19 protein-coding genes are annotated in these 19,631 nt (G+C 63.1%); 7 read left to right on the top strand and 12 right to left on the bottom strand.

Features of this window, described 5'->3' with window-relative positions; translation table 11 throughout:
• The first annotated feature begins 9 nt into the window (after window positions 1–9).
• Complete coding sequence (locus AC5I5I_RS17605) at window positions 10–399, top strand: HesB/IscA family protein (RefSeq protein ID WP_495975218.1); 390 nt, start codon at window positions 10–12, stop codon at window positions 397–399.
• On the opposite strand, the gene AC5I5I_RS17600 is transcribed toward AC5I5I_RS17605, so the two are convergent.
• Complete coding sequence (locus AC5I5I_RS17600; protein ID WP_495975217.1) at window positions 366–1,259, bottom strand: alpha/beta fold hydrolase; 894 nt, start codon at window positions 1,257–1,259, stop codon at window positions 366–368. The two genes, AC5I5I_RS17605 and AC5I5I_RS17600, sit on opposite strands and share 34 nt — an antisense overlap.
• Window positions 1,260–1,262: 3 nt before the next feature.
• Window positions 1,263–2,234, bottom strand: coding sequence for a Bug family tripartite tricarboxylate transporter substrate binding protein (locus tag AC5I5I_RS17595; RefSeq protein ID WP_495975216.1), 972 nt, complete (start codon window positions 2,232–2,234; stop codon window positions 1,263–1,265).
• A 125-nt stretch (window positions 2,235–2,359) separates the two neighbouring features.
• Between AC5I5I_RS17595 and AC5I5I_RS17590 the strand changes: the two genes are divergently transcribed.
• The gene (locus AC5I5I_RS17590; protein ID WP_495975215.1) at window positions 2,360–3,373 is read left to right on the top strand and encodes a LysR family transcriptional regulator; all 1,014 of its coding nucleotides are present in this window, start codon (window positions 2,360–2,362) and stop codon (window positions 3,371–3,373) included.
• Between the two features lie 6 nt (window positions 3,374–3,379).
• Complete coding sequence (locus AC5I5I_RS17585; RefSeq protein WP_495975214.1) at window positions 3,380–3,763, top strand: TfoX/Sxy family protein; 384 nt, start codon at window positions 3,380–3,382, stop codon at window positions 3,761–3,763.
• Window positions 3,764–3,767: 4 nt separating this feature from the next.
• Here the strand turns inward: AC5I5I_RS17585 and AC5I5I_RS17580 are convergent, their stop codons facing one another.
• Window positions 3,768–4,835, bottom strand: a complete 1,068-nt coding sequence (locus tag AC5I5I_RS17580; RefSeq protein ID WP_495975213.1) for a GGDEF domain-containing protein — start codon at window positions 4,833–4,835, stop codon at window positions 3,768–3,770.
• 184 nt (window positions 4,836–5,019) lie between these two features.
• Entirely contained in the window at window positions 5,020–6,429 is a 1,410-nt protein-coding gene (locus AC5I5I_RS17575) for a DEAD/DEAH box helicase (RefSeq protein WP_495975212.1), read from the bottom strand.
• 201 nt (window positions 6,430–6,630) lie between these two features.
• On the opposite strand from AC5I5I_RS17575, the gene AC5I5I_RS17570 reads away from it, so the two are divergent.
• Window positions 6,631–7,338, top strand: a complete 708-nt coding sequence (locus tag AC5I5I_RS17570; RefSeq protein ID WP_495975211.1) for an alpha/beta fold hydrolase — start codon at window positions 6,631–6,633, stop codon at window positions 7,336–7,338.
• A gap of 59 nt (window positions 7,339–7,397) precedes the next feature.
• Here AC5I5I_RS17570 and AC5I5I_RS17565 read toward each other — a convergent pair whose 3' ends face one another.
• The 7 genes from AC5I5I_RS17565 to AC5I5I_RS17535 form a co-directional block, all read right to left on the bottom strand.
• Entirely contained in the window at window positions 7,398–8,096 is a 699-nt protein-coding gene (locus AC5I5I_RS17565; protein ID WP_495975210.1) for an ABC transporter ATP-binding protein, read from the bottom strand.
• A 5-nt stretch (window positions 8,097–8,101) separates the two neighbouring features.
• A complete protein-coding gene (locus AC5I5I_RS17560; protein ID WP_495975209.1) occupies window positions 8,102–9,238 on the bottom strand; it encodes an ABC transporter permease in 1,137 nt (378 codons plus the stop codon).
• On the bottom strand, window positions 9,235–10,410 hold the full coding sequence (locus AC5I5I_RS17555; protein ID WP_495975208.1) for an efflux RND transporter periplasmic adaptor subunit: 1,176 nt from the start codon (window positions 10,408–10,410) through the stop codon (window positions 9,235–9,237). Before AC5I5I_RS17555 ends, AC5I5I_RS17560 begins: the two co-directional genes overlap by 4 nt.
• Before the next feature lie 176 nt (window positions 10,411–10,586).
• The gene (locus AC5I5I_RS17550; RefSeq protein WP_495975207.1) at window positions 10,587–11,504 is read right to left on the bottom strand and encodes a DMT family transporter; all 918 of its coding nucleotides are present in this window, start codon (window positions 11,502–11,504) and stop codon (window positions 10,587–10,589) included.
• Window positions 11,505–11,614: 110 nt separating this feature from the next.
• A complete protein-coding gene (locus tag AC5I5I_RS17545; RefSeq protein ID WP_495975206.1) occupies window positions 11,615–12,631 on the bottom strand; it encodes a D-alanine--D-alanine ligase family protein in 1,017 nt (338 codons plus the stop codon).
• Window positions 12,628–13,653, bottom strand: a complete 1,026-nt coding sequence (locus AC5I5I_RS17540; protein ID WP_495975205.1) for a putative zinc-binding metallopeptidase — start codon at window positions 13,651–13,653, stop codon at window positions 12,628–12,630. Before AC5I5I_RS17540 ends, AC5I5I_RS17545 begins: the two co-directional genes overlap by 4 nt.
• Window positions 13,654–13,657: 4 nt before the next feature.
• Window positions 13,658–14,662 (bottom strand): Bug family tripartite tricarboxylate transporter substrate binding protein, encoded by a 1,005-nt coding sequence (locus AC5I5I_RS17535; protein ID WP_495975204.1) that lies wholly within the window; start codon window positions 14,660–14,662, stop codon window positions 13,658–13,660.
• 187 nt (window positions 14,663–14,849) lie between these two features.
• On the opposite strand from AC5I5I_RS17535, the gene AC5I5I_RS17530 reads away from it, so the two are divergent.
• From AC5I5I_RS17530 to AC5I5I_RS17520, 3 genes are all read left to right on the top strand, one after another.
• Window positions 14,850–16,352: a caspase family protein gene (locus AC5I5I_RS17530; protein WP_495975203.1), complete on the top strand. Its 1,503-nt coding sequence runs from the start codon at window positions 14,850–14,852 to the stop codon at window positions 16,350–16,352.
• Between the two features lie 144 nt (window positions 16,353–16,496).
• Window positions 16,497–17,663 (top strand): 4-hydroxybenzoate 3-monooxygenase, encoded by a 1,167-nt coding sequence (locus AC5I5I_RS17525; protein ID WP_495975202.1) that lies wholly within the window; start codon window positions 16,497–16,499, stop codon window positions 17,661–17,663.
• A gap of 117 nt (window positions 17,664–17,780) precedes the next feature.
• Entirely contained in the window at window positions 17,781–18,764 is a 984-nt protein-coding gene (locus AC5I5I_RS17520; protein WP_495975201.1) for a Bug family tripartite tricarboxylate transporter substrate binding protein, read from the top strand.
• Between the two features lie 88 nt (window positions 18,765–18,852).
• Here the strand turns inward: AC5I5I_RS17520 and AC5I5I_RS17515 are convergent, their stop codons facing one another.
• On the bottom strand, window positions 18,853–19,575 hold the full coding sequence (locus AC5I5I_RS17515) for a GntR family transcriptional regulator (RefSeq protein WP_495975200.1): 723 nt from the start codon (window positions 19,573–19,575) through the stop codon (window positions 18,853–18,855).
• Between the last annotated feature and the right edge of the window lie 56 nt (window positions 19,576–19,631).

The raw sequence follows: 19,631 nt of genomic DNA, 5'->3' as shown, positions 1-19,631 counted from the left end.
AAACGATTGATGGCTACCGCCCGTCCGAGGCCCCAGGTGATGCGGCTGACCGAAGCCGCCGCCGATCGCATCAAGGAATTGATGGCGTCGTCGGAGCGCCCGATCGCGGGGTTGCGCGTCGGCGTTCGCAACGGCGGTTGCGCGGGCATGGCCTACACGATGGAATATGCCGGCGAGGTCGCGGCGAATGACGAGGTGATCGAGGACAAGGGCGTTCGCCTGCTGATCGATCCCAAGGCGGTGCTGTTTCTGCTCGGCACCGAGATGGACTACAAGATCGACAAGCTGTCCTCGCAATTCGTGTTCAACAATCCGAACCAGACCTCCGCCTGCGGCTGCGGTGAATCCGTGCAACTGACGCCGGCTCAGGACGAAGGCGCCGAGGCCGCCGCGCATTGAGGCACCTCGTTCATCAGCCGCGTGCTGAGGAATCGCAGGACTATGTCGTTGAAGGCTGACGGATTGTCCCGGTGGACCCCGTGGCCGCTCTCCGGAACGCGCAACTGCTTTGCCTGTGGCATTAACTCGCACAAGCTGCTGAAGATCGTGCTGTGAATTGGCTGAGTGTTCTGCCCCGATAACAGAAGGGTCTGCACTGCGAGCGCGCGAAGCTTCCCGATGTCCAGCGCCGGATAGGCGCATGAGGACACCGACAACGCGCGCATGGCCTCTGCATTCCGCAATCGGCGAGCCAGTCCATCGGCCGATGTGGCTTCGCCGGCGGCGCCGCCGTTAATTCCCGTCGTCAGGAGTCTGACGGCTCGTTCGGTCGCGCCGCTGAGAAAGGCCTCATTCGCCGGATGCAGTATCTCTTCTTCGAAAGCGATCCGCGTCGCACGGCCGCCCGGAACCAGGTCAGCGAGGGGAAGGACCGGCGGTTCGGTCAGCACCATCGCGCCGATCTTGCGGTGTGACGTCAACGCCATTTGCAGGATGGTGTAGGCGCCATACGACGTGCCGACCAAGATCGGCGCATCAGCTTTCCAGACGTCCAGCAAAGCCTCCAGATCGCGCGCCTCGGCGATGACCGAATGATCCGTCTCCGTACTACGATTGCCGTTCGGCGTGCTGTAGCGGCGGCTGTAAGTGATACAACGGAAGTGCGGGACGAAGGCCGGCCATTGCGGCGCCCAGGACAGCCAGTCGCCGAAGCCGCCATGAACGAACACGAGAGGACTGCCGTGGCCGGCCTCGGCAAAATGAATATCGATGTCGCCTGCGATCCGCGTTCGCCGGATTTGAACGTCTTCTAGTTTCATCGCTTATTCGGCTTTGACCGCGGAAACGATCGGCTTCATCCGCGCCTCTTCGCTCTCGACGAATGTCTTGAACGACGCGGCCGGAGCGAAGTCGGCCACTACGCTGCCTGCCCGGAATTCGGCGTCCCGGTAGGCCTGGTCAGCCATCATGTCGCGGAGCGCAGCCGACAGTCGATTGACAATCGGCTCGGGCAGGTTGGGTGGGGCGAACAGGCCGGTCCACAGATCGACTTCAACCCCTTTGACTAAATGCCCTTCGTTGACTGTCGGAATATCCGTCGCGGTAGGATCCCTGCGTGCGGAGATCACTCCCAGCGCCTTGAGCTTTCCGCTCCGGATAAAGGGCAAAGCCGACGGCAGCGCGACGGTCCCGAACTGCACCTGTCCGGCCACGAGATCGTTGAGGAGAGGAGCGCCGCCCTTGTAGATGACGTTTTCGATCTTGAAACCGCCGGCGTCGGCCAGCAGCATCCCGCCGATCGTTTGCATCATTGCGACGCCTGCCGCGCCTGCGAGCAGGGGCTTCTCCGACTTGCGTCCGAGCGCCACCAATTCGTCGACGGAACTCGCAGGGAAGTCGGGATGTGCGACCAGGACCGTGGTGTTGAGCGAGAGCTTGGCGATCGGAGTGAACTCGCCTGTGGTGTAGCCAGCCTTCATCGCGATCGGTGCGACGACCGTGTCATTCGCTGTCCCCAGGAGAAGCGTGTAGCCGTCGGTAGGCGCGCGCACCACGCGCCTACCGGCGAGCGTGCCCGATGCGCCGCCGATATTTTCGACAATGACCGATTGGCCGAGCCGTTTGCTGAGTTCGTTTCCAACGCCGCGTGCAAGGCGATCGGTCGCTGCACCGGCCGGGAACGGGACCACCAGGGTGATCGCCCTGTCCGGATAAGATTGGCTCGAGGCGGGGGAGGAAAGAGCAATCACGAAAAGCGCGGCGAGCAAGTGCCGGAGTGACGATGTCAGCGTCATGTTCCGTCTCCTTTGAGAAGCTCGGATCAATGTCACCGATCACGAAATAGGCGTCCAATCGATTGTTGGTCTTTGCTATAAGAAATGCCAATATCGGCGAGGCATCCATCACGCCGGCAGGTGTCATGCAGATCAACGCAACGGTCTTGCGCAACCGCCTTCTCAGCCGCGCCAAGTTGCGCCACCTTCAGGTATTCGTGAAGACAGCGGAGCTGGGCTCGGTGAAAGGGGCGGCCGAGGCCGTCGGACTGTCTCAGCCGTCGGCGACGCAGGTGCTCGCAGACCTGGAGCTCCTCTTGGAATGTCGGCTGTTCCTGCGCCATTCCAGGGGGATGACGCTGACCTCAATTGGGGACGGTCTGTTGCCGCTGGCCCGCCGTTTCGTCGGGCTCGTCGATGAGAGCGCCACGCAGGTCGCTGCCCTTGCGGGACATGCCGGCAGCGTCGTGCGCATCGCCGCTATTACCGCCGGTGTCGCCGGATTGCTGGCCGAGGCGATCCCTGCATTCATCAGGGCCCATCCCGCTATTCGCGTACACTTGCAGGAGGTGGACGCGGCACGGCAGGCCGCCCTGGTTGCGAATGGCGACGTGGACTGCGCGATCTCGCGAACACCGGCTGTTATTCCCGAAGGCTGGGAGTTCATCCCGTTGCTGCGAGACCGCTTCGCCGTGATTGCCGGACCGCATCATCCGCTCGCGCAGAAGCGTGTCCTGACATTGGAGGATCTTGTCGGTGCGACCTGGCTGAGTATGCCGGTTTCTGTTCCCGCAAGAGGCGTCCTCGATGCGCTGTTTGCGGAGTCATCAACGCAACCCACACTTTTCAACGCGATCACCGCGTCGCCGGGCATGATCTGGGCGCTGTTGAGTCAGGAGCGGCTTCTCGCTTTGTTACCGCTGAGCGTCGTGAAACAACTGCTCGATGCGCGACTGCTCGTGGAGCTTCCCATCGCTCAAAAGATACCGTTTGACGAGATCGGTCTCCTGATGCCACGCGAGAGCAGGGGCGAGGCCGTGGACACGCTCTGTACGTTTATGAAGTGCTTCGCAGGACCAGACATGGGTCAGCGCGTTCACGAAAAGCAGAGCGCGCGACCGCGCGCGACTCAAGGTCGCCGGCGTGCGAAAAGCGGCTAGTGCGCCATGGACCCCGACTATCTCCGCGATCTGTTCGCCTCGTTTCGCCCGGTGACGGTGCGGCGAATGTTCGGCGGCGCCGGACTCTATGCCGATGGCGTGATGTTCGCGCTGCGGTCGTCGGGCGGGACGCTTTACCTCAAGGTCGACGAGAACAACGAGCCGGACTTTGTGCGCGAAGGGCTGCCCTCATTCGCCCCGGTGATGAAAAGCGGCAAGCACGCCGTCATGCCCTATCGTCAAATGCCGGAGCGCCTCTACGACGATCCCGACGAACTGGCGCAATGGGCCGCGCGTGCGCTCGCCGCAGCGCACCGCCGGAAACGCGAACCGTCGCGTCCGCGGCGTGCAACGAAAAAATCGAAACCGAAAACCGGAATGAAGGTGTAGCCGGTTAGGCCACCGCGGCGGCCTGGGCGCCGGCGGTGAATTCCGGATCGCTCTCGCAAACCACGCGGTTGCGGCCCGCGCGCTTGGCCGCGTAAAGGCAGGCATCGGCGCGTCCGATCAGCGCCTGCGTCGTGTCGCCGGGCTTGAGCGTCGCGACGCCGATCGAAATGGTGATGCGGCCGAGATGCTCACCGGTCGAACGCTTCATCAATTCCTTGCTCATGACGGCGCGGCGGATGTGGTCGCCGACCGTGACGGCCGATCGCAGCACCGTGTTGGGCAGGATGACCACAAATTCCTCGCCGCCATAGCGCGCGGCGATATCGCGTCCCTTGACGTTCTGTTTCACCGAAAGCGCCGCCAGCCGCAGCACCTGATCGCCGGTCAGGTGACCGTAGGTGTCGTTGAAGGCCTTGAAGTGATCGATATCCGTCATCAGGAGCGACAGCGGCTCCTTCTCGGCAAGTGCTTCGGCGACGGCCTTGTCGAGGGATTCGTCGAAGGATTTGCGGTTCGAGAGAGAGGTCAGCGGGTCGGTGAGGCTCTCGTTGCGCACGACTTCGAGATGCCGCTGCAACTGGTTGATCTCGAGCTTCGACGCCGTCAGCCGCTCCTCGAGCCTTTGGTTCATCTGCTCCATTTCTTTGGCAGTGTGAACCAGGCTCTCGACGATGGTGCGCAGATCGTTGCGGTCGGCGGCCGGTAGGTCGCGCGATACGCCGGCCAGATTCTGCGAGCAGGTGCTGGTCGAACCGATGGCGACATCGACCATGGCCATGACCTGATCGATCTCGTCGACCACGCGGCTGCCGACATGATCGATGCGCTCGCTCAGCCGGGTCGGCGACAGGAACGTGCTGCAGATCCGCTCGACATCGGCTTCGGTCAGGTGCCCGCGGCGCGACAGTATCTCGTTGATGACTTCATTGAGGGTGGGGTGATAGCCGGTCGCGTAGGAATACCAGACTTCGAAATTGCGAGGCGTAGCGGGCTGGCGAAGGGCCTTGATCTGCCCGATGGCGATTTCGGCGAACGCCATGGTTCGCTCGTGTTCGTCGCCGCTCGTCCCCATCCCCGGCTCCCCGAAAGCCACGCAATCAATGTCAGCCGCACCGGTCCCGGAAACGGCTGATTTCAATGACGTTGACTCTATTTCACAGTGGTGAATGAGGGGTAAACAAGGTTCTGAAACGGCCGTCCAGCAGCCCGTAAGGCCGCAGCTTTACGCCTTTCTCCGCGGAAAAAATACGCTCTGATCAGGCCTTCACGCGCACCGGCCGCAGCAGGAAGGCGGGTAGGTGGGAATGATCGGGTTCCAGATCGGCCTCGGGTTGCGGCCGTCGGCGCGGCGCCTCCAGGCGCGTGACCGGAGCAGGCGCTTCGCCGCTTGCGGACTCTCCGCGCGGACCGGGCTGGCTGCGGTTCGAACCGCCGCGGTTGCGTTCGCCGCGCCCGCGTTCGCCGCGGCCGCCACGTTGGCGCTCGCGCGGCCGCTCTGTGCGCACGGGCTCGCTTGCGCCTTCGGCTTGCTCCGGCACAACGATGTCGGAGGCATAGGGGATCGTCGTGCCGATCAGCTTCTCGATCGCGGCCACCGCCTTGCTGTCGGCGGAGGTGACGACCGTGTAGGCGGTGCCGGTCTTGCCGGCGCGGCCGGTCCGGCCGATGCGGTGGACATAATCATCGGCATGGAAGGGGACGTCGAAATTCAGCACATGGCTGACATCGGGGATGTCGAGACCGCGTGCGGCGACGTCGGAGGCGATCAGCAAATCCGCCTCGCCCTTGCGGAACTTGTCCAGTGCCGCGGTGCGCGACGGCTGATCCATGTCGCCATGCAGCGCGACCGCGTTGAAGCCGTGCTTGACGAGCGAGCGATGCAGCAGCGCGACCTCGCGCTTGCGATTGCAGAAGATAATGGCGTTCTTGAAATTCTCGGTGGTGTTACGGATCAAACGGCGCAGCGTCTCGCGCTTCTCGTGAGGCTCGCGGCCGCATTTCACCAGCTGTTGCGTGATGGTCGTTGCAGCGGTCGCCGGCTTTGACACCTCGACCTTGACCGGGTTGGAGAGGAATTGCTCGGTGATGCGCCGAATTTCCGTCGGCATCGTTGCGGTGAAAAACAGCGTCTGGCGGGTGAAGGGGACGAGCTTGCAGATGCGTTCGATGTCCGGGATGAAGCCCATGTCGAGCATGCGGTCGGCTTCGTCTATCACCAGCAATTCGACGCCGGTGAGAAGCAGGCGGCCGCGCTCGAAATGGTCGAGCAGCCGGCCCGGCGTTGCGATCAGCACGTCGACGCCGCGCATCAGCTTGGCGTCCTGTTCGTCGAAGGAAACGCCGCCGATAATCAGTGCAACGTTCAGCTTCTGGCCGACGCCGTATTTGTCGAAGTTTTCCTGCACCTGGGCTGCGAGTTCGCGCGTCGGTTCGAGGATGAGCGTGCGCGGCATCCGGGCGCGGGCGCGGCCGGTTTCGAGCATCGTGATCATCGGCAGCGTGAAGGCCGCGGTCTTGCCGGTGCCGGTCTGCGCAATGCCGAGCACGTCGCGGCGCGCGAGAACGTGCGGAATGGCTTCGGACTGAATGGGAGTTGGTGTGGTGTAACCGGCAGCCTGCACGGCCGCTAAAACTTTATCGGACAAGCCGAGTTGGGAAAAGGACATAGAACCTCTGAACGGCGCCGCCCACCAATGGGTTCGCGCCGGACCACAAATCATGACATTTTGCGCGAGGGGCGGTCGAATCTGTCTGTCTGACCGTTGCCGGGAACATAGACCCCGGGGGCCGAAAGTCAATGCTCGAACGGTCGTTAAGTTAAATAAATACAAGCGTTTTTGGCTCTCAAGCGATGACGGGACGATGACATGACGAGTGCTGCCAGCCTGCCGATCCTGCTGATTCCGGGCCTCGGATGTACCGCCCGCCTCTATACCGAGCAGTTGCCCGATTTGTGGACCTGTGGCCCGGTCACGGTCGCCGATCACCGCCGGGCCGACAGCATGGACGCGATTGCGCGCCAGATCCTCGAGACGGCGCCGCCCCGGTTCGCGCTCGCCGGGCTTTCGATGGGCGGCTATATCGCGCTGGCGATCATGCGGATCGCGCCGGAGCGCGTCGCGAAACTGGCGCTGCTCGACACCGGATCGCGCGCCGATACGCCGGAAGCGGCCGAAAAGCGCAAGGCCTCGATCGCACTCGCACAGGCCGGCAAGCTCGACGAGATCAACGCCATGCTGTGGCCCGTGCTGGTCCACAAGGACAGGGTGGGGGATTCCGCGCTTCGGAAGATCGCGGGCGGCATGTTGCTGGCGGCAGGCGCCGACGCCGTCGTACGGCAGCAGACCGCGATCCTGACTCGGCCGGACTCGCGCTCTGGACTTGCCGCGATCAAGTGCCCGACACTGGTGCTGGTCGGCGACGGCGATCAGCTCACGCCACCCGCCTTGTCGGACGAGATGGCGGGGCTCATCCCGAACAGCAAGCTCGTGATGATTCCGGATTGCGGCCATCTGTCCACGCTGGAGCGGCCCGAGCCGGTGACGCAGGCGCTGGTTGAGTGGATCTTGGGGTAGTTTTCGTTTGATGCGCTTTCGTAACACGAACCGGCACCCACTCGCTAAGGCGCATCGGATCACGCCGCAAGCGTCTGTGGGTTCTCCAGGACGCCGTCGCGCAGCGCGTAGATGTAATCGAAGCGGTTGAAGATCTTCTCGTCATGCGTGACGACGATCACAGCGGATCCCTGCTCGTGGGCGACCTTGCGCAACAGATCCATGACCGTTCCGGCCCGATGGGAGTCGAGCGCCGCGGTCGGCTCGTCGGCGAGGATGATGCGCGGATCGTTGGCGAGGGCGCGGGCGATCGCGATGCGCTGGGCCTCGCCCCCCGATAACTGGCCCGGCATGGCGTCACTGCGTTTCTCCACGCCCAGATAGGCGAGTAGTTCCATTGCACGCTTGCGCGCCGCGTTACGTCCGGTGCCTGCGAGGATCAGTGCCACCGCAACATTTTCCCATGCGTTCAGAAACGGCAGGAGATTGTGCGATTGGAAGATAAAGCCGATCTTCTCAAGCCGGAGGTGGCGCAAATCCCGTCGCAGCCATTTCTGGTCGTAAACCAGCTCGCCGTTCAGTGTCAGCCGTCCGGAATCCGGCTCAAGGATACAGCCGATGACATTCAGTAATGTGCTCTTGCCGGACCCACTCGGCCCACGCAGCCCGATCACCGTGCCACCATGAATGTCGAGCGATATGTCGCGCAATGCGTCGACGCGCGCGGTGCCTTCGCCAAAATGTTTTGAAATGTTTCTGATCTGGACGACAGCGGTCATGCGCATCAACCAGCCAGCGCCGAGGCAGGATCGATCTTCATCGCAGTTCTCACGCCCAGCGCGCTTGCAACCAGGCACACCACCAGCACGATGCCGAACAGCAGCGCCGCGTCGTCCGGTTCCAGTACGACACGGCGGGGAAAGTAGCCCTTTGCCGCATTGATCAGTGCCGCGCCCACCACAAAGCTGATCACGCCCATCGCCAGCGCCTGCTGCACGATCAAGCCGATGATCCGGCGATCGGGCGCGCCGATTAGCTTGAGAGTGGCAATCGACTTCTTCTTGTCGAGGGTCATGGTGTAGATGATCAGGCCGATGACTACCGTCGAGACGATCAGCAGCAGAGTCGTAAACAATCCAATTTGCCGGCGCGCCCGTTCGATCACGGACCGTGACAGGATCGCTTCCTGCTGCTCCTGCGTCAGGGCGCCAAGGTGCTTCCAGCGGATCGCCTCTGCCGCAAATTGATCCGGCGTGATCCCCGGCCGCAATTGAACGAGCACGGCGTTGGCGGTGTCGATTGACCCCGCCGCGCCAAGATTTCGCGCGAGCTCGCGCCGGGACGCCGCCGGGGTGAGGTCGAATTGCAGCTTCTGCGCGTCACGGAGAGTCATGAACACAACCGGGTCGCCGCCCGATGCCACCAGGTTTTTTGTCAGCCCGACGATCGTGAACGTGTCACGGCCAAGTTTGATTTGCTCACCGATCGACAGGCCTGCGCCGACATCGGCGACTGCCTCGTAGCGATTGCGGCTGATCGGCCGGCCCTCCACGATATGCGGCGGACCGCCGATGCGACCGATCTCGGATCCCACGATCATCAGACGACGGCTGGTTCCGCGATGCTGTAACTCGGCATTCTGATACGCGACCGCGCCTGCGGCGGCGACCCCCCATTGCGCCGCGATGATCTCGCGGACATCGGCCGGCAGACGCGACGCCTCTGCGAAGGGGCCACGGGTGCCGCCTTCCACGATCCAGACATCGGCCTTGGCGGCGCGCAGCAACCCAAGCGATTCCTCGACCAGGCCGCGATAAATGCCGACCATAGCCAACACGATGCCCAGCAGGAGGCTCAAGCCCAGACAAGTGAGCAGGAAGCGGCCAAGATTGTGCCGGATGTCGCGCAACGCCAGATTCACTTGCCTTGCTCCGATGGATTGCTCGCTTTCGCCGCTCGTCCCTCACGCAGGCCGGCGGGATCGCTGGCGACGATCGCCGCGCCGGCGGGGATGTCGCTCGCAATCCGGATACGGCCGTCGAGCAGGCGGTCTGCGAACTGCACGTGTCGCTTGGTCAGCCGGTTGCCGTGAATGAGCCAGATCGTGCCGGAGCGGCCGTCATATCCCTCGACGAATTTCAAGGGAATGAAATAACCGGATGCAACCACGCCCTTGACGATCTCGACCTCCGCCTGTTCGCCGAGAAAACGGATTTGATGTTGAGGACCGCATTCGCGGCAGCGCAGATAGACCCTGCGCTCCTCGGTGACGCGATCGTTCTCCTGATCGATACGAACGACCTCGGTGTCGAAGACGCTGAGTGACTCGGAGCGGAGCCGCACCTTCGCCTTCTGGCCCAGCTGCAATCCGCCGGCCGAGGTTTCGTCGATGAAGGCGCGGATCCAGATCGAATTTGGCTCAATCAGGGTGAAGACCGCTTCGCCCGCACTCACGACCGAGCCAAGCTCCTTGTGACGTGCGACCACACGTGCATCGAATGGAGCCCGCAATTCATGTTGCTCAACCAGAACGGTATCGATCCGCCGTTGTGCCTCGGCGTCATCCTGCAGGACCTTGGCGACGGCCACTTCGGCGTCGGCAAGCCTGAGATCGCCGCGGGCAATCTCCTCGGCGGCTTGTGTATCCTCGGCGGCCTCCTGTGAGACCGCGCCGCGCCCCACCAGCGTTTGCCGGCGCGCATTGACATTTTTCTTCTGATTATAGGACACGTCGGCACGATCACGCTGCGCCTGTGCCTTCAAAATGCCAGCAGCGGCCTGACGAACAGTCGCTTCACTTTTCATCAGCTTGGCACGCTGCGAGTCGTCATCGAGCGTTGCGAGCAGCGTGCCGGACTTCACGACGTCACCTTGATCGGCGCTGAGGGACCGGATCTTTCCGGCCAGGTGAAAGCCGACCTTCGAGACGACCTGAGCTTCGACAGTGCCGATCCCGAACACGCGCACTTCGACGTTCTGCTCCGGCGACAGCACCGGCATCGCAATTTCGCGGCTCCTCGACCACACGAATGCGCTCGCGCCGATCGCGAGGACCGCGACAACGATCAGGCCGCGTTTGAACACAGGGCGCATGAGTATTTCCGTTCGGTCCTGGACAATAACCAACAAGGATAACGTCCGGAGCGGCAAGTCGATATGACTTCGATCATATGCCTCTCGGGATGGTCAGCGGTGGACGCTGTCCAGTGGCGCGTTGCCTACAGCAGTCGGCAGCGTCCGGGATTGCGATTGATCAATAATTCACGGCGTCAGTGAACGCGTCGTGTCGTAATCCATCCAACGATCCGTCCGTCGATCACCAGCAAGGCCGCACCGATCACCAATGCGCCGACTGTCTCGCGCAGGCCCAGTGTTTCGCCGAGCGCAAAATGCGCCAGCACGATCGTGCTGACCGGCATCAGCAGGGTCACCAGCATGACATTGGTGGCACCGGAACGCGCAAGGATCCGGTAGAAAACGAGATAGGCGATGCTGGTCGCGAAGATGCCAAGGCCGACAAGCGAGAGCCAGACCGGCGCGCTCGGCATGGAGAAGGTCCAGGGACGGTCGATCGCGATCATCATCACCAGCAAGATCGCGCTCGACGACACGGTCTGACAAAACGCCGACGTCAGCGGCGGGACGCCCTTCATCCTGCGGCGGCCCCACAGCGCCGAAAACCCGTAGGACAGCGCGCCGCCGAGGCAGAGCAGGATGCCGATGGTCTGCGCCGACGACACGTCCAGACCTGCGCCGCGCAGGATCGCGACCCCGGCAAATCCCATCACTACGCCGGCGACCTTGTGTCCCGTCAGCCTTTCCTCGCCGAAGGCCGATGTCACCATCACCGTGAACAGCGGCGTGGTCGCATTGATGACAGATGCCAGCCCACTCGTGATGTATGTTTGTCCGGCCGCGACCAGTGCAAACGGGATCACGTTGTTGAGCAGGCCCATGACCGCGAAGGGCATCCAGCCGGAGAGCCCGCGCGGCAGCGTCGACCGGAAATACAGCACCAGCGGCAGCAGAAACATCGCGCCGAACGCCACCCGCCCGAATACGACCGTGACCGGCGGCAACTCGCGAAGCGCGAGCCCGGCCATGACGAAGCCGCCGCCCCACAGGAGCGACAGGAAGACGAGCAAAGCGGCGTCGGTCCGGTCGATCTGGCCGGGCTTGTCAGTCATGGGGTCGGCTGCCGTTGTCCTTAACGTAGATGACACCATGCCCGCGTCGTGATGCGGGCGCCACCCGAATTGCGGGTTGTCTCGAGCGGGACGAAGGCGAACAACAGGGCTCAGCGCGCCTTGGTACGCGAGCGCTGGATGCCGAGCGCGACAATGCGCCGGACCATTTCGGAATATGTCATCCCGTCATAGGCCGCGGCTTCGGCGAAGACTTCGTGCCGCGCGATCTCGGGGTTCGGATTGGCTTCCAGAAAATAGGGAATGCCGTCGGCCGACAGGCGGAAGTCGACGCGGGCATAGCCGTCGAGTTCGAGCGTGCGGCAGATGCGCCGCGTCAGATTCTGGATGCGCTTGTAGATTTCAGGCGGCAGATCCGCGGCCGGACCCTGCAGGATGCCGCGCTCTTCCTGATACTTGACGTCGAACTTCACCTTGGCGGTCGCGATCTTGCTCGCGGCGTCGCCGAAATACAGTTCCCAGATCGGCAGCACGCGCATGCGGTCGTTACCGATCACGCCGACATATAATTCGCGGCCGTCGATATATTGTTCGGCGATTGCCGCGGTGCCGATCTTTTCGTGAATGAAGGTGACGCGTTCCTGCAGCTTGTCGTCGCTGTCGACGATCGATTTCTGTGCGATGCCGAGTGAGGCGTCTTCCGACAGGCTCTTGATGATCAGCGGGAACGGCAGCCGGGCGGGGCGCTGAACCTTCTTGCGCATCGGGAAGACCGCGAATGCCGGAACCGGAATGCGGTGATAGTGCAGAAGCTTCTTTGACAGATCCTTGCCGCGCGACAGCATCAAGCCGCGCGGATTGCAGCCCGTATAGGGAATACGGATCAGTTCGAGATAGCTCGCGACATTCTGGTCGTAGGCCGGTTCGCCGTGAAATTCCTCGAGCAGATTGAAGACAATGTCCGGCTGGAAGGAATCGATTTCGGCGCGGATCGGCCGCAACTCATGCTGCACGCCGAGCACGCGGACTTCGTGGCGTGCCTTGCGCAACGTATTGACGATGTCATAGCCGGTCTTGAAGGCGAGAATATCCTGCTCGCTGTAACCCTTGATGGAATCGGGTGGCACTTGTTCCGGATGCAGCAGCACCAGAACGCGGGTTTTCTTCATAGAGCGAACCATTGTCGGCGCGACGGACTATACAGCGAGTGCACCGTCTTGGCCGTTAACAACACAGTGAAATCTGTCAGCATCTGACGCTCCGGGCCTGGCGCCCGCAGCTTCAACTCGCGGCAGCGATCGATCATATCATCAAGCAGCGAGTCAAGCGTCAGCTGGTATTCGCCGGTCCAGCGCGCAACGGTCTGCCGAAAATATGAACGGTGCCGGCGAATGAACGAGGCCGCGGTGGGCGATGTCCGGTGCTTCGGATCGGCCGAGAAGATACGGTGCAGTTCTGGGTCATAAGTGCGCGGCGTGTTGACTGCATAGAACGCCTGCTTCTTGCGGTAATGCGCCGCCAGCGTGGTGTCGATCTGGCTGAGTGGATGGACGGCGGCGCCGCGCGGCAATTGCGAGCGCTGGCCCGCGATCTCGTTCATCACTTCATCGACATATTCGAGTTTGCGCAAAGCGGGCCATCCCGCATAGCGCTTCCTCCAGTCCGAACGGGGCTTGAGCCAGACTGCGAAGGTTTCCGCGAAGTCTTCGTCGGGATGGCTTTGCGCATACCAGAGGCGAAGATGCTGCACGTAATTCTTGCTGGCCGGATTGGGACGATAGAAGCGCGGATAATGGGTCGAGGAACGGCCGAACAATTCCTGCCAGCGGCGGCGGCGCTGCAGCCGGAACGCATTCTGCACCACGTGTCCGGTCTCGTGGCGGAGAATGCGCATGCATTCGTGGCGCGTGCCGCCTTCCACGTCGATGATCATCTTGCGTTCGAGCCGCATCAGGCGCGGATGCGCAAGGTAGAACGGGATTGCGATGCCGGGCGTGGTGTCGGGGCTGAACCACTCGTCCGACAGCCAGGCATGCGGGCGGATGCGCAGGTCGCGTTCTTCAAGCTCCTCCTGCAGGTCGTCGAGGCAACCTTCCAGCCAGGTGTCCTCGACCGTAAGCTTCAGGTCCCTGAGCCTGAGCTTCAGGAGCTTGTCATCCGGCAACGACGCCCATGCGTGTTTTCGGCGCATCTCGCTAGTTGTTCGGTTTGAGATCCAGGGCCTTCGCAATATGCGCGGTCAAGGCCGACTGTTCCTTGATAGTGGCGGCGAGGACATCGGGACCACCCGTCCGCACCACCTGTCCGGTGGCAAGCAGTTTGTCGGTGATCGCCTTGTCGGAGAAGGCCTCGATCACGTCGCGCGCGATCTGTTCGCGCAGCGGCAGCGGCATGTCCTTCGGACCGTAAAGCCCGGCGGTGGTCTCGACCGCAAGTCCGCCCCAGCCGAGTTCGTGCACGGTGGGAATGTCCGGCGCAAATGACGCGCGGTCGCGGCTGGTCACCGCGAGGATACGGATCTTGCCGGCTTCGGTGAGCGGCCGCACGATCGCGGCCGAAGTCAGCAGAAAGTCGATCTGGTTGCCGGCCAGCGCGGTTGCGGCTTCGACGATATTCTTGAACGGGATTTTCTGGACCTTCAGGCCACGCGTCTTGATGAAATAGTCGAGTGTGAAGTCCGGCACGCCCGGTGCGCCGGTGACATTGAGCTTGCCCGGCCGGGCCATCGCCTCGGCGACGAACTCGCCGAGCGTCTTGATCGGGGAGGAAGCGGGAACGTTGACGGTCAGCACCGTGTCGGTGACCTGCGCGATCGGCGTCATGTCGCGCGCGAAGTCGTAGGTCAGTTTCGCCTGGGTGTAGGGATGCGCCATGAACGAGGCGCTGGATGAATAGAGCAGGGTATGGTCGTCATTGGCCTGCAGGAAGGCATTGATGGCCAGAAGCCCGTCGGCGCCGGGGCGGTTCTCGATCACCACCGGTTGGCCCCATTTCGCCTGCAGCTTTTCGGCCATCAGGCGGGCGGCGACGTCGGTCGCACTGCCGGCCCCGAAGGGCAGGACGAATTTCACCGTCCGCTGTGGCCAGGCCAGTGTCTGGGCGTTGGCCGGGGCCAGGCCGGCCAGCACCGGCAGCGCGAGCCACAGCGCAGCGAGGACGATACCGGCGACGCGCTGCACCTCATTCGATCCCGCCAGCATGTCATTCCTCCCGCCTTCGTGACTTCACATCATCACGTTGCCATTGATAGCTGCGATTCCGCACGGTCACAATTCTTGCGACGCGGGGCGGTCCGGTTCGGAAATTGAACCCGGCCCGCGGTTCGTGCGACAATGGCTGACCGGCGCGGCCGGAACCGGAAGGCCGGCGTTCCGTCGGGGAGCTGAGATGACGAAACGGATCGTTTTTCTTGCCGCCATCTGTCTGATGCTCGGGCTCGCGCCGTCACCCGCCGCCGCCCAGAAGCGCGTCGCGCTGGTGATCGGCAACGACAGCTATCAGCATGTCACGCCGCTGCGGAAGGCGGCCAACGATGCCGACCGGATGGCAAAGACCCTGAAGGGCCTGGGCTTCCAGGTGATCGCCGCGACCAATCAGGACCGCCGCGGCATGAGCAACAGCCTGTCCGCCTTCGAGCGCGCGCTTGGCCCCGGCGACACCGCGTTCTTTTTCTTCGCGGGCCATGGCTTCCAGATCAAGGGCGAGAATTACCTGCTGCCGACCGACGTGCCGCTCGCTCTCGCGGGCGAGGAGGAGAAGGTCCACGAGAATTCGTTCCTCGCGCGCCGGATCATGGAGCGGGTCAAGAGCAAGGGCGCGCGCACCACGGTGGTGGTGCTGGATGCCTGCCGCAACAATCCGTTCGAGCGGGCCGGGACCCGTAGCGTCGGCGGCGCCGGTGGGCTAGCCGCGATGAGCGAAGAGGGCGCGTTCGTCATCTATTCGGCGTCGGAGAACCAGACCGCGCTCGATTATGTGTCCGACGACGACAAGGATCCGAATTCGGTCTTCACCCGTTTCTTCGTCAAGGAACTGGAGACGCCAGGCCTGTCGCTGGTGCAGGTTGCCAAGCGCACCCAGGCGAGCGTCACGGCGCTGGCGCGGAAAGTGAAGCATAACCAGCGGCCGGCCTATTACGACGAGATCGTCGGCGACGTGGTGCTGAACGGCACGCTCGACCCGGCCAAGGCCAAGGAGACCATCCCGCAGCAGGTCGCCGCGGTGACGCCGGTGCAACCCTCGCCCTTGCCGCAGCGGAGCGAGCCGGAACAGCTCAACGCGCCGCTGGCGAGCTTCATGCGCCACAACGGTGGTTGGTCGGTGACGCTGTCCTTTGCCGATCCGGTGACCGCGATTTCCTGGCGGTTCGGGGAGAGCGGCAGTTTCAGGGAGACCGGGCATCTCAACACGCTCGATCCGCGGACCCGCAAGCGCATGCCCAATCCGTCGATCCAGCTCGATGCCGATACGCCGGAGGGCACGCTGTATGTCCGTTACGCCGATGCCCGCGGCGAATGGGCGGAGCCGTTCCCGGTCAAATTCGATCCGGGAGGTGCGCTCGAGCGCAGCCAGCGCGAGATCCTGGAAATGACGTCGGGAAGCTGGCTGTCGTTCCGGCAGTTCAACGGCCTGATGGTCTATTACACCCATCTGGTCTCCCATCGCTGTGGCATCCGCGAGGTGAAGATCGGCATCGATTCCACCGTGCCGGACCAGAAGCTGGCGATGCCGCCCTGCGACCCGCGCGATCCCTCGGCGATCCCGTCCAGCGCGCAGCCCTACATGAAGCTGCCGCCCAATACCAAGGTGATGTCCGTGGAATTGACCTATCGCGACGGGACGACGTCCGAGGTCAAGACGTTCCGCGCCGATCCGCGCAACAACCGCTGAGAACTCGGTCGTCCCCGCGCAGGCGCGGACGACGTCGAATCTGGCGGCGTCGATCATGCCATCGCTTCCGGAAAAATGACCTTTGCCGCGGGGGCGAACCCGCGCTAACACCCGCGCATCATTTTTGTAAGGAACGGCGCGGCTATGCGGACCAAGGTTGGAATCATCGGTGCGGGGCCCGCCGGCCTGATGCTGTCGCATCTGCTGCATCTTCAGGGCATCGACTCGATCGTGATCGAAAACCGCAGCCGCGACTATATCGAGCAGCGCATCCGCGCCGGCCTGATCGAGCAATGGGCCACCGACATGCTCACCGAGACCGGTGTCGGCGAGCGGATGGCGCGCGAGGCGATGTTCCATGACGGGAACTACCTCTGCGTCAACGGCGAGGCCCACCACCTGAATTTCCGCAAACTGGTCGGCAAGGGCATCACCATCTACGGGCAGCAGGAGGTGGTGAAGGATCTGGTGGCGCGGCGGCTCGCCGATGGCGGACAGATTCTGTTCGAGGTCGAGGACACCGCGATCCACGATTTCGGCACCGACAAGCCGTCGATCACCTTCCGCCACGATGGGAAGGACCAGCGCATCGATTGCGATTTCATCGCCGGCTGCGACGGCTTCCACGGCATCTGCCGCCCCGGCTTTCCGGCCGGCGAACTGACATTCTACGATCGTGAATATCCATTCGGCTGGCTCGGCATTCTGTCGGAATCGCCGCCGCCCGATCACGAACTGATGTACGCCTATCACGATCGCGGCTTTGCGCTTTACACGATGCGCTCGCCGACACTGGCGCGGCTCTACATCCAGGTCGCCTATGACGAAGACGTCAGCAACTGGCCGGACCACCGCATCTGGGAAGAACTGCACCTCCGCCTCGGCGGCACGCGCAAGCTGCAGGAAGGCAAGATCCTGCAGAAGGGCGTGACGTCGATGCGCAGCTTCGTCTGCGAGCCGATGCAGACCGGCCGGCTGTTCCTCGCAGGCGACTCCGCACATATCGTGCCGCCGACCGGCGCGAAGGGCATGAACCTCGCGCTCGCCGATGTGCGCATGCTCGCGCGTGCGCTGGATGCCTTCTACAAGAAGAACGACAACGATTTGCTGGCTGGTTACTCGCGGACCTGTCTTGAGCGGGTCTGGAAGGCGCAGCGCTTCTCGTGGTGGATGACGCAGATTTTCCACGTCTTCCCCGACGAAGTGCCGTTCGATCGCCGTCGTCAGCTTGCGGAACTCGATTATATCGCGCACTCGACGGCGGCCCAGACCTCGCTCGCCGAACAATATACCGGCCTGCCCATCGTGTGACGGTGGGCAGCTCCGCCGTGGCGGAACTTGCGCGGTCGACAGTCGCAACGCTATGGTGAGATTCGAAAGGCCGCCCGGCATTCCCGCCGGAGACAAGGCCGCAAACGGGAGGTTCGCATGACAACAGGGTGGGGCCTTCGGGCGTCGCTTGGGATCATGGCGCTTGCGTTTTCCGCGGGGATTGCACCTGCGCAGGATCCGGCGGCATCGTTTCCAACCAAGCCTATCCGCATGGTGGTCGGATTCGCCGCAGGCGGTGGCAACGACATTTTCGCACGGCTGATCCAGAGCGAATTGCAGAAGCGCACCGGTTGGACCGTGGTGGTCGAAAACAAGCCGGGAGCCGGTGGCCGCACGGCGGCCGAGTTTGTGGCGCGCGAGCCGGCCGACGGTTATACCATCCTGGTCGGCGCGAGCGGCGCGATGGCGATCGGTCCGCTGATCTACAAGACCGACTACGACACGTTGAAAAGCTTCACGCCGGTCACCATGATTGGCGATTTCCCGCTATTCCTTGCGGTCTCTGCCGAGAATCCGGCGAAGACGGCCAAGGAACTGGTCGAATGGACCAAGACCAATTCCGGGCAGGCGAATTACGCGACATCGTCGCCCGCCTTCACGCTGCCGTCCGAATTGTTCAAGATGAAGTCGGGCGCCAACGGCACCGCCATTCCCTATAAGAGCTCGGGCGAATCCATTCTGGCGGTGATCGCCGGCAACGCCGCGATGACGATCGTCGATCCGCCGCCGATGGTGCCGCAGGTGAAGGGTGGCAAGCTGAAGGCGCTGGCGGTCCTTGCAAAAGAGCGGTTTCCCGATCTTCCGGATGTGCCGACAATGACCGAGGCAGGCTTCCCCGACGTCAATGTCAGTCTGTGGAGCGGGTTCTTCGTGCCGGCCGCCACCCCGAAGCCGATCGTCGAGAAGCTGCACAAGGAACTGAGTGCGGTCATCACGCAAGGCGAAGCGCGCGACAAGCTGCGTGCAATGGCCGTCCGGACGACGGGGACGGGTACGGCGGAATTCTCCAAGATCATTGCCGACGAACAGAAGCTGTGGGCCGACGTGATCAAGGCCGGCAATCTGAAATTCGGCAATTAGGCAGACAACGAAAAGGGCGGTGCCGGGATAACGGCAAGAAAAGAAAGTGCCGCTAACACTGACGCGGGCGAGCAATCGCCCGCGTTTTTTATTGAGACTGCGCTGAAACGCCGCCGCCGCTCGCCGCGAGCTGCAACAACGCGGCGATCGCATGTTCGGTGGCCGCGAGATGCGCGTCCATGACCTGTGTCGCGTGCGCCGGATCGCGCGACAGGACCGCGTCCATGATCGCTCGGTGATCGCCGACCGCATCGCGCACCTTGGCAGCGGTCTCCTTGCGCCGCAGCAGACGCAGCTTGCGATAGCGTTCGGAATGGTCTGTCAGCGTGGTCCAGAAGCGCAGCCGCCACGGCGATCCGCAGGCGGACACCAGCGCGAAATGGAAATTGCGATGCCGCACCTCCCACAGTTCGGCCGCCTTACGGTCGCTGGCACCCTTCGGCAGCGAGGTTCGCGCAAGCTGAGTCATCGCGTCGGCGATGCGTTGCTCCCAGTCCGCGTCGCCGCGTTCGATCGCCTGCGTCAGGCAACTGCGCTCAAGTTCGCGTCGCGCCGACATCAGGTCATGCCATTCTTCCGGTGAGACGCCGCGTGCACGAAAACCGCGCTGCGACTCTCCCTGCACCAGCCCGTCGACCGCGAGCCGCATCAAGGCTTCGCGTATCGGGGTCAGTCCAAGTGCGTGGCGCTGCTGCAAGATCTGCGGCCGCAAGCGTTCGTTCGGCAGCCATTCGCCATTCAGAAGCTCGCGCCGCAACACCAGATAGGCGCGCTCGGCTTCGGAGCGCGGCTCGACAGCGAATGGGAGCATCGGGTCCTGCATCTGCGGCCGTTCCGGGTTCGGGTTTGACAGAATTTATAAATCTT

This window comes from Pseudorhodoplanes sp. (assembly GCF_059499825.1).
The sequence above is the reverse complement of the archived record's forward strand: the minus strand, read 5'-3'. Positions and strand labels throughout refer to the sequence as shown.

What these genes read in the sequence shown, in the direction of transcription:
- AC5I5I_RS17520 (WP_495975201.1), top strand. Translation starts at nt 17,781, where the DNA reads ATGACAACAGGGTGGGGCCTTCGGGCGTCGCTTGGGATCATGGCGCTT.
- AC5I5I_RS17605 (WP_495975218.1), top strand. Translation starts at nt 10, where the DNA reads ATGGCTACCGCCCGTCCGAGGCCCCAGGTGATGCGGCTGACCGAAGCC.
- AC5I5I_RS17565 (WP_495975210.1), bottom strand. Translation starts at nt 8,096, where the DNA reads ATGACCGCTGTCGTCCAGATCAGAAACATTTCAAAACATTTTGGCGAA.
- AC5I5I_RS17595 (WP_495975216.1), bottom strand. Translation starts at nt 2,234, where the DNA reads ATGACGCTGACATCGTCACTCCGGCACTTGCTCGCCGCGCTTTTCGTG.
- AC5I5I_RS17535 (WP_495975204.1), bottom strand. Translation starts at nt 14,662, where the DNA reads ATGCTGGCGGGATCGAATGAGGTGCAGCGCGTCGCCGGTATCGTCCTC.
- AC5I5I_RS17590 (WP_495975215.1), top strand. Translation starts at nt 2,360, where the DNA reads ATGCAGATCAACGCAACGGTCTTGCGCAACCGCCTTCTCAGCCGCGCC.
- AC5I5I_RS17600 (WP_495975217.1), bottom strand. Translation starts at nt 1,259, where the DNA reads ATGAAACTAGAAGACGTTCAAATCCGGCGAACGCGGATCGCAGGCGAC.
- AC5I5I_RS17555 (WP_495975208.1), bottom strand. Translation starts at nt 10,410, where the DNA reads ATGCGCCCTGTGTTCAAACGCGGCCTGATCGTTGTCGCGGTCCTCGCG.
- AC5I5I_RS17585 (WP_495975214.1), top strand. Translation starts at nt 3,380, where the DNA reads ATGGACCCCGACTATCTCCGCGATCTGTTCGCCTCGTTTCGCCCGGTG.
- AC5I5I_RS17530 (WP_495975203.1), top strand. Translation starts at nt 14,850, where the DNA reads ATGACGAAACGGATCGTTTTTCTTGCCGCCATCTGTCTGATGCTCGGG.
- AC5I5I_RS17540 (WP_495975205.1), bottom strand. Translation starts at nt 13,653, where the DNA reads ATGCGCCGAAAACACGCATGGGCGTCGTTGCCGGATGACAAGCTCCTG.
- AC5I5I_RS17525 (WP_495975202.1), top strand. Translation starts at nt 16,497, where the DNA reads ATGCGGACCAAGGTTGGAATCATCGGTGCGGGGCCCGCCGGCCTGATG.
- AC5I5I_RS17515 (WP_495975200.1), bottom strand. Translation starts at nt 19,575, where the DNA reads ATGCTCCCATTCGCTGTCGAGCCGCGCTCCGAAGCCGAGCGCGCCTAT.
- AC5I5I_RS17545 (WP_495975206.1), bottom strand. Translation starts at nt 12,631, where the DNA reads ATGAAGAAAACCCGCGTTCTGGTGCTGCTGCATCCGGAACAAGTGCCA.
- AC5I5I_RS17550 (WP_495975207.1), bottom strand. Translation starts at nt 11,504, where the DNA reads ATGACTGACAAGCCCGGCCAGATCGACCGGACCGACGCCGCTTTGCTC.
- AC5I5I_RS17580 (WP_495975213.1), bottom strand. Translation starts at nt 4,835, where the DNA reads ATGGGGACGAGCGGCGACGAACACGAGCGAACCATGGCGTTCGCCGAA.
- AC5I5I_RS17575 (WP_495975212.1), bottom strand. Translation starts at nt 6,429, where the DNA reads ATGTCCTTTTCCCAACTCGGCTTGTCCGATAAAGTTTTAGCGGCCGTG.
- AC5I5I_RS17570 (WP_495975211.1), top strand. Translation starts at nt 6,631, where the DNA reads ATGACGAGTGCTGCCAGCCTGCCGATCCTGCTGATTCCGGGCCTCGGA.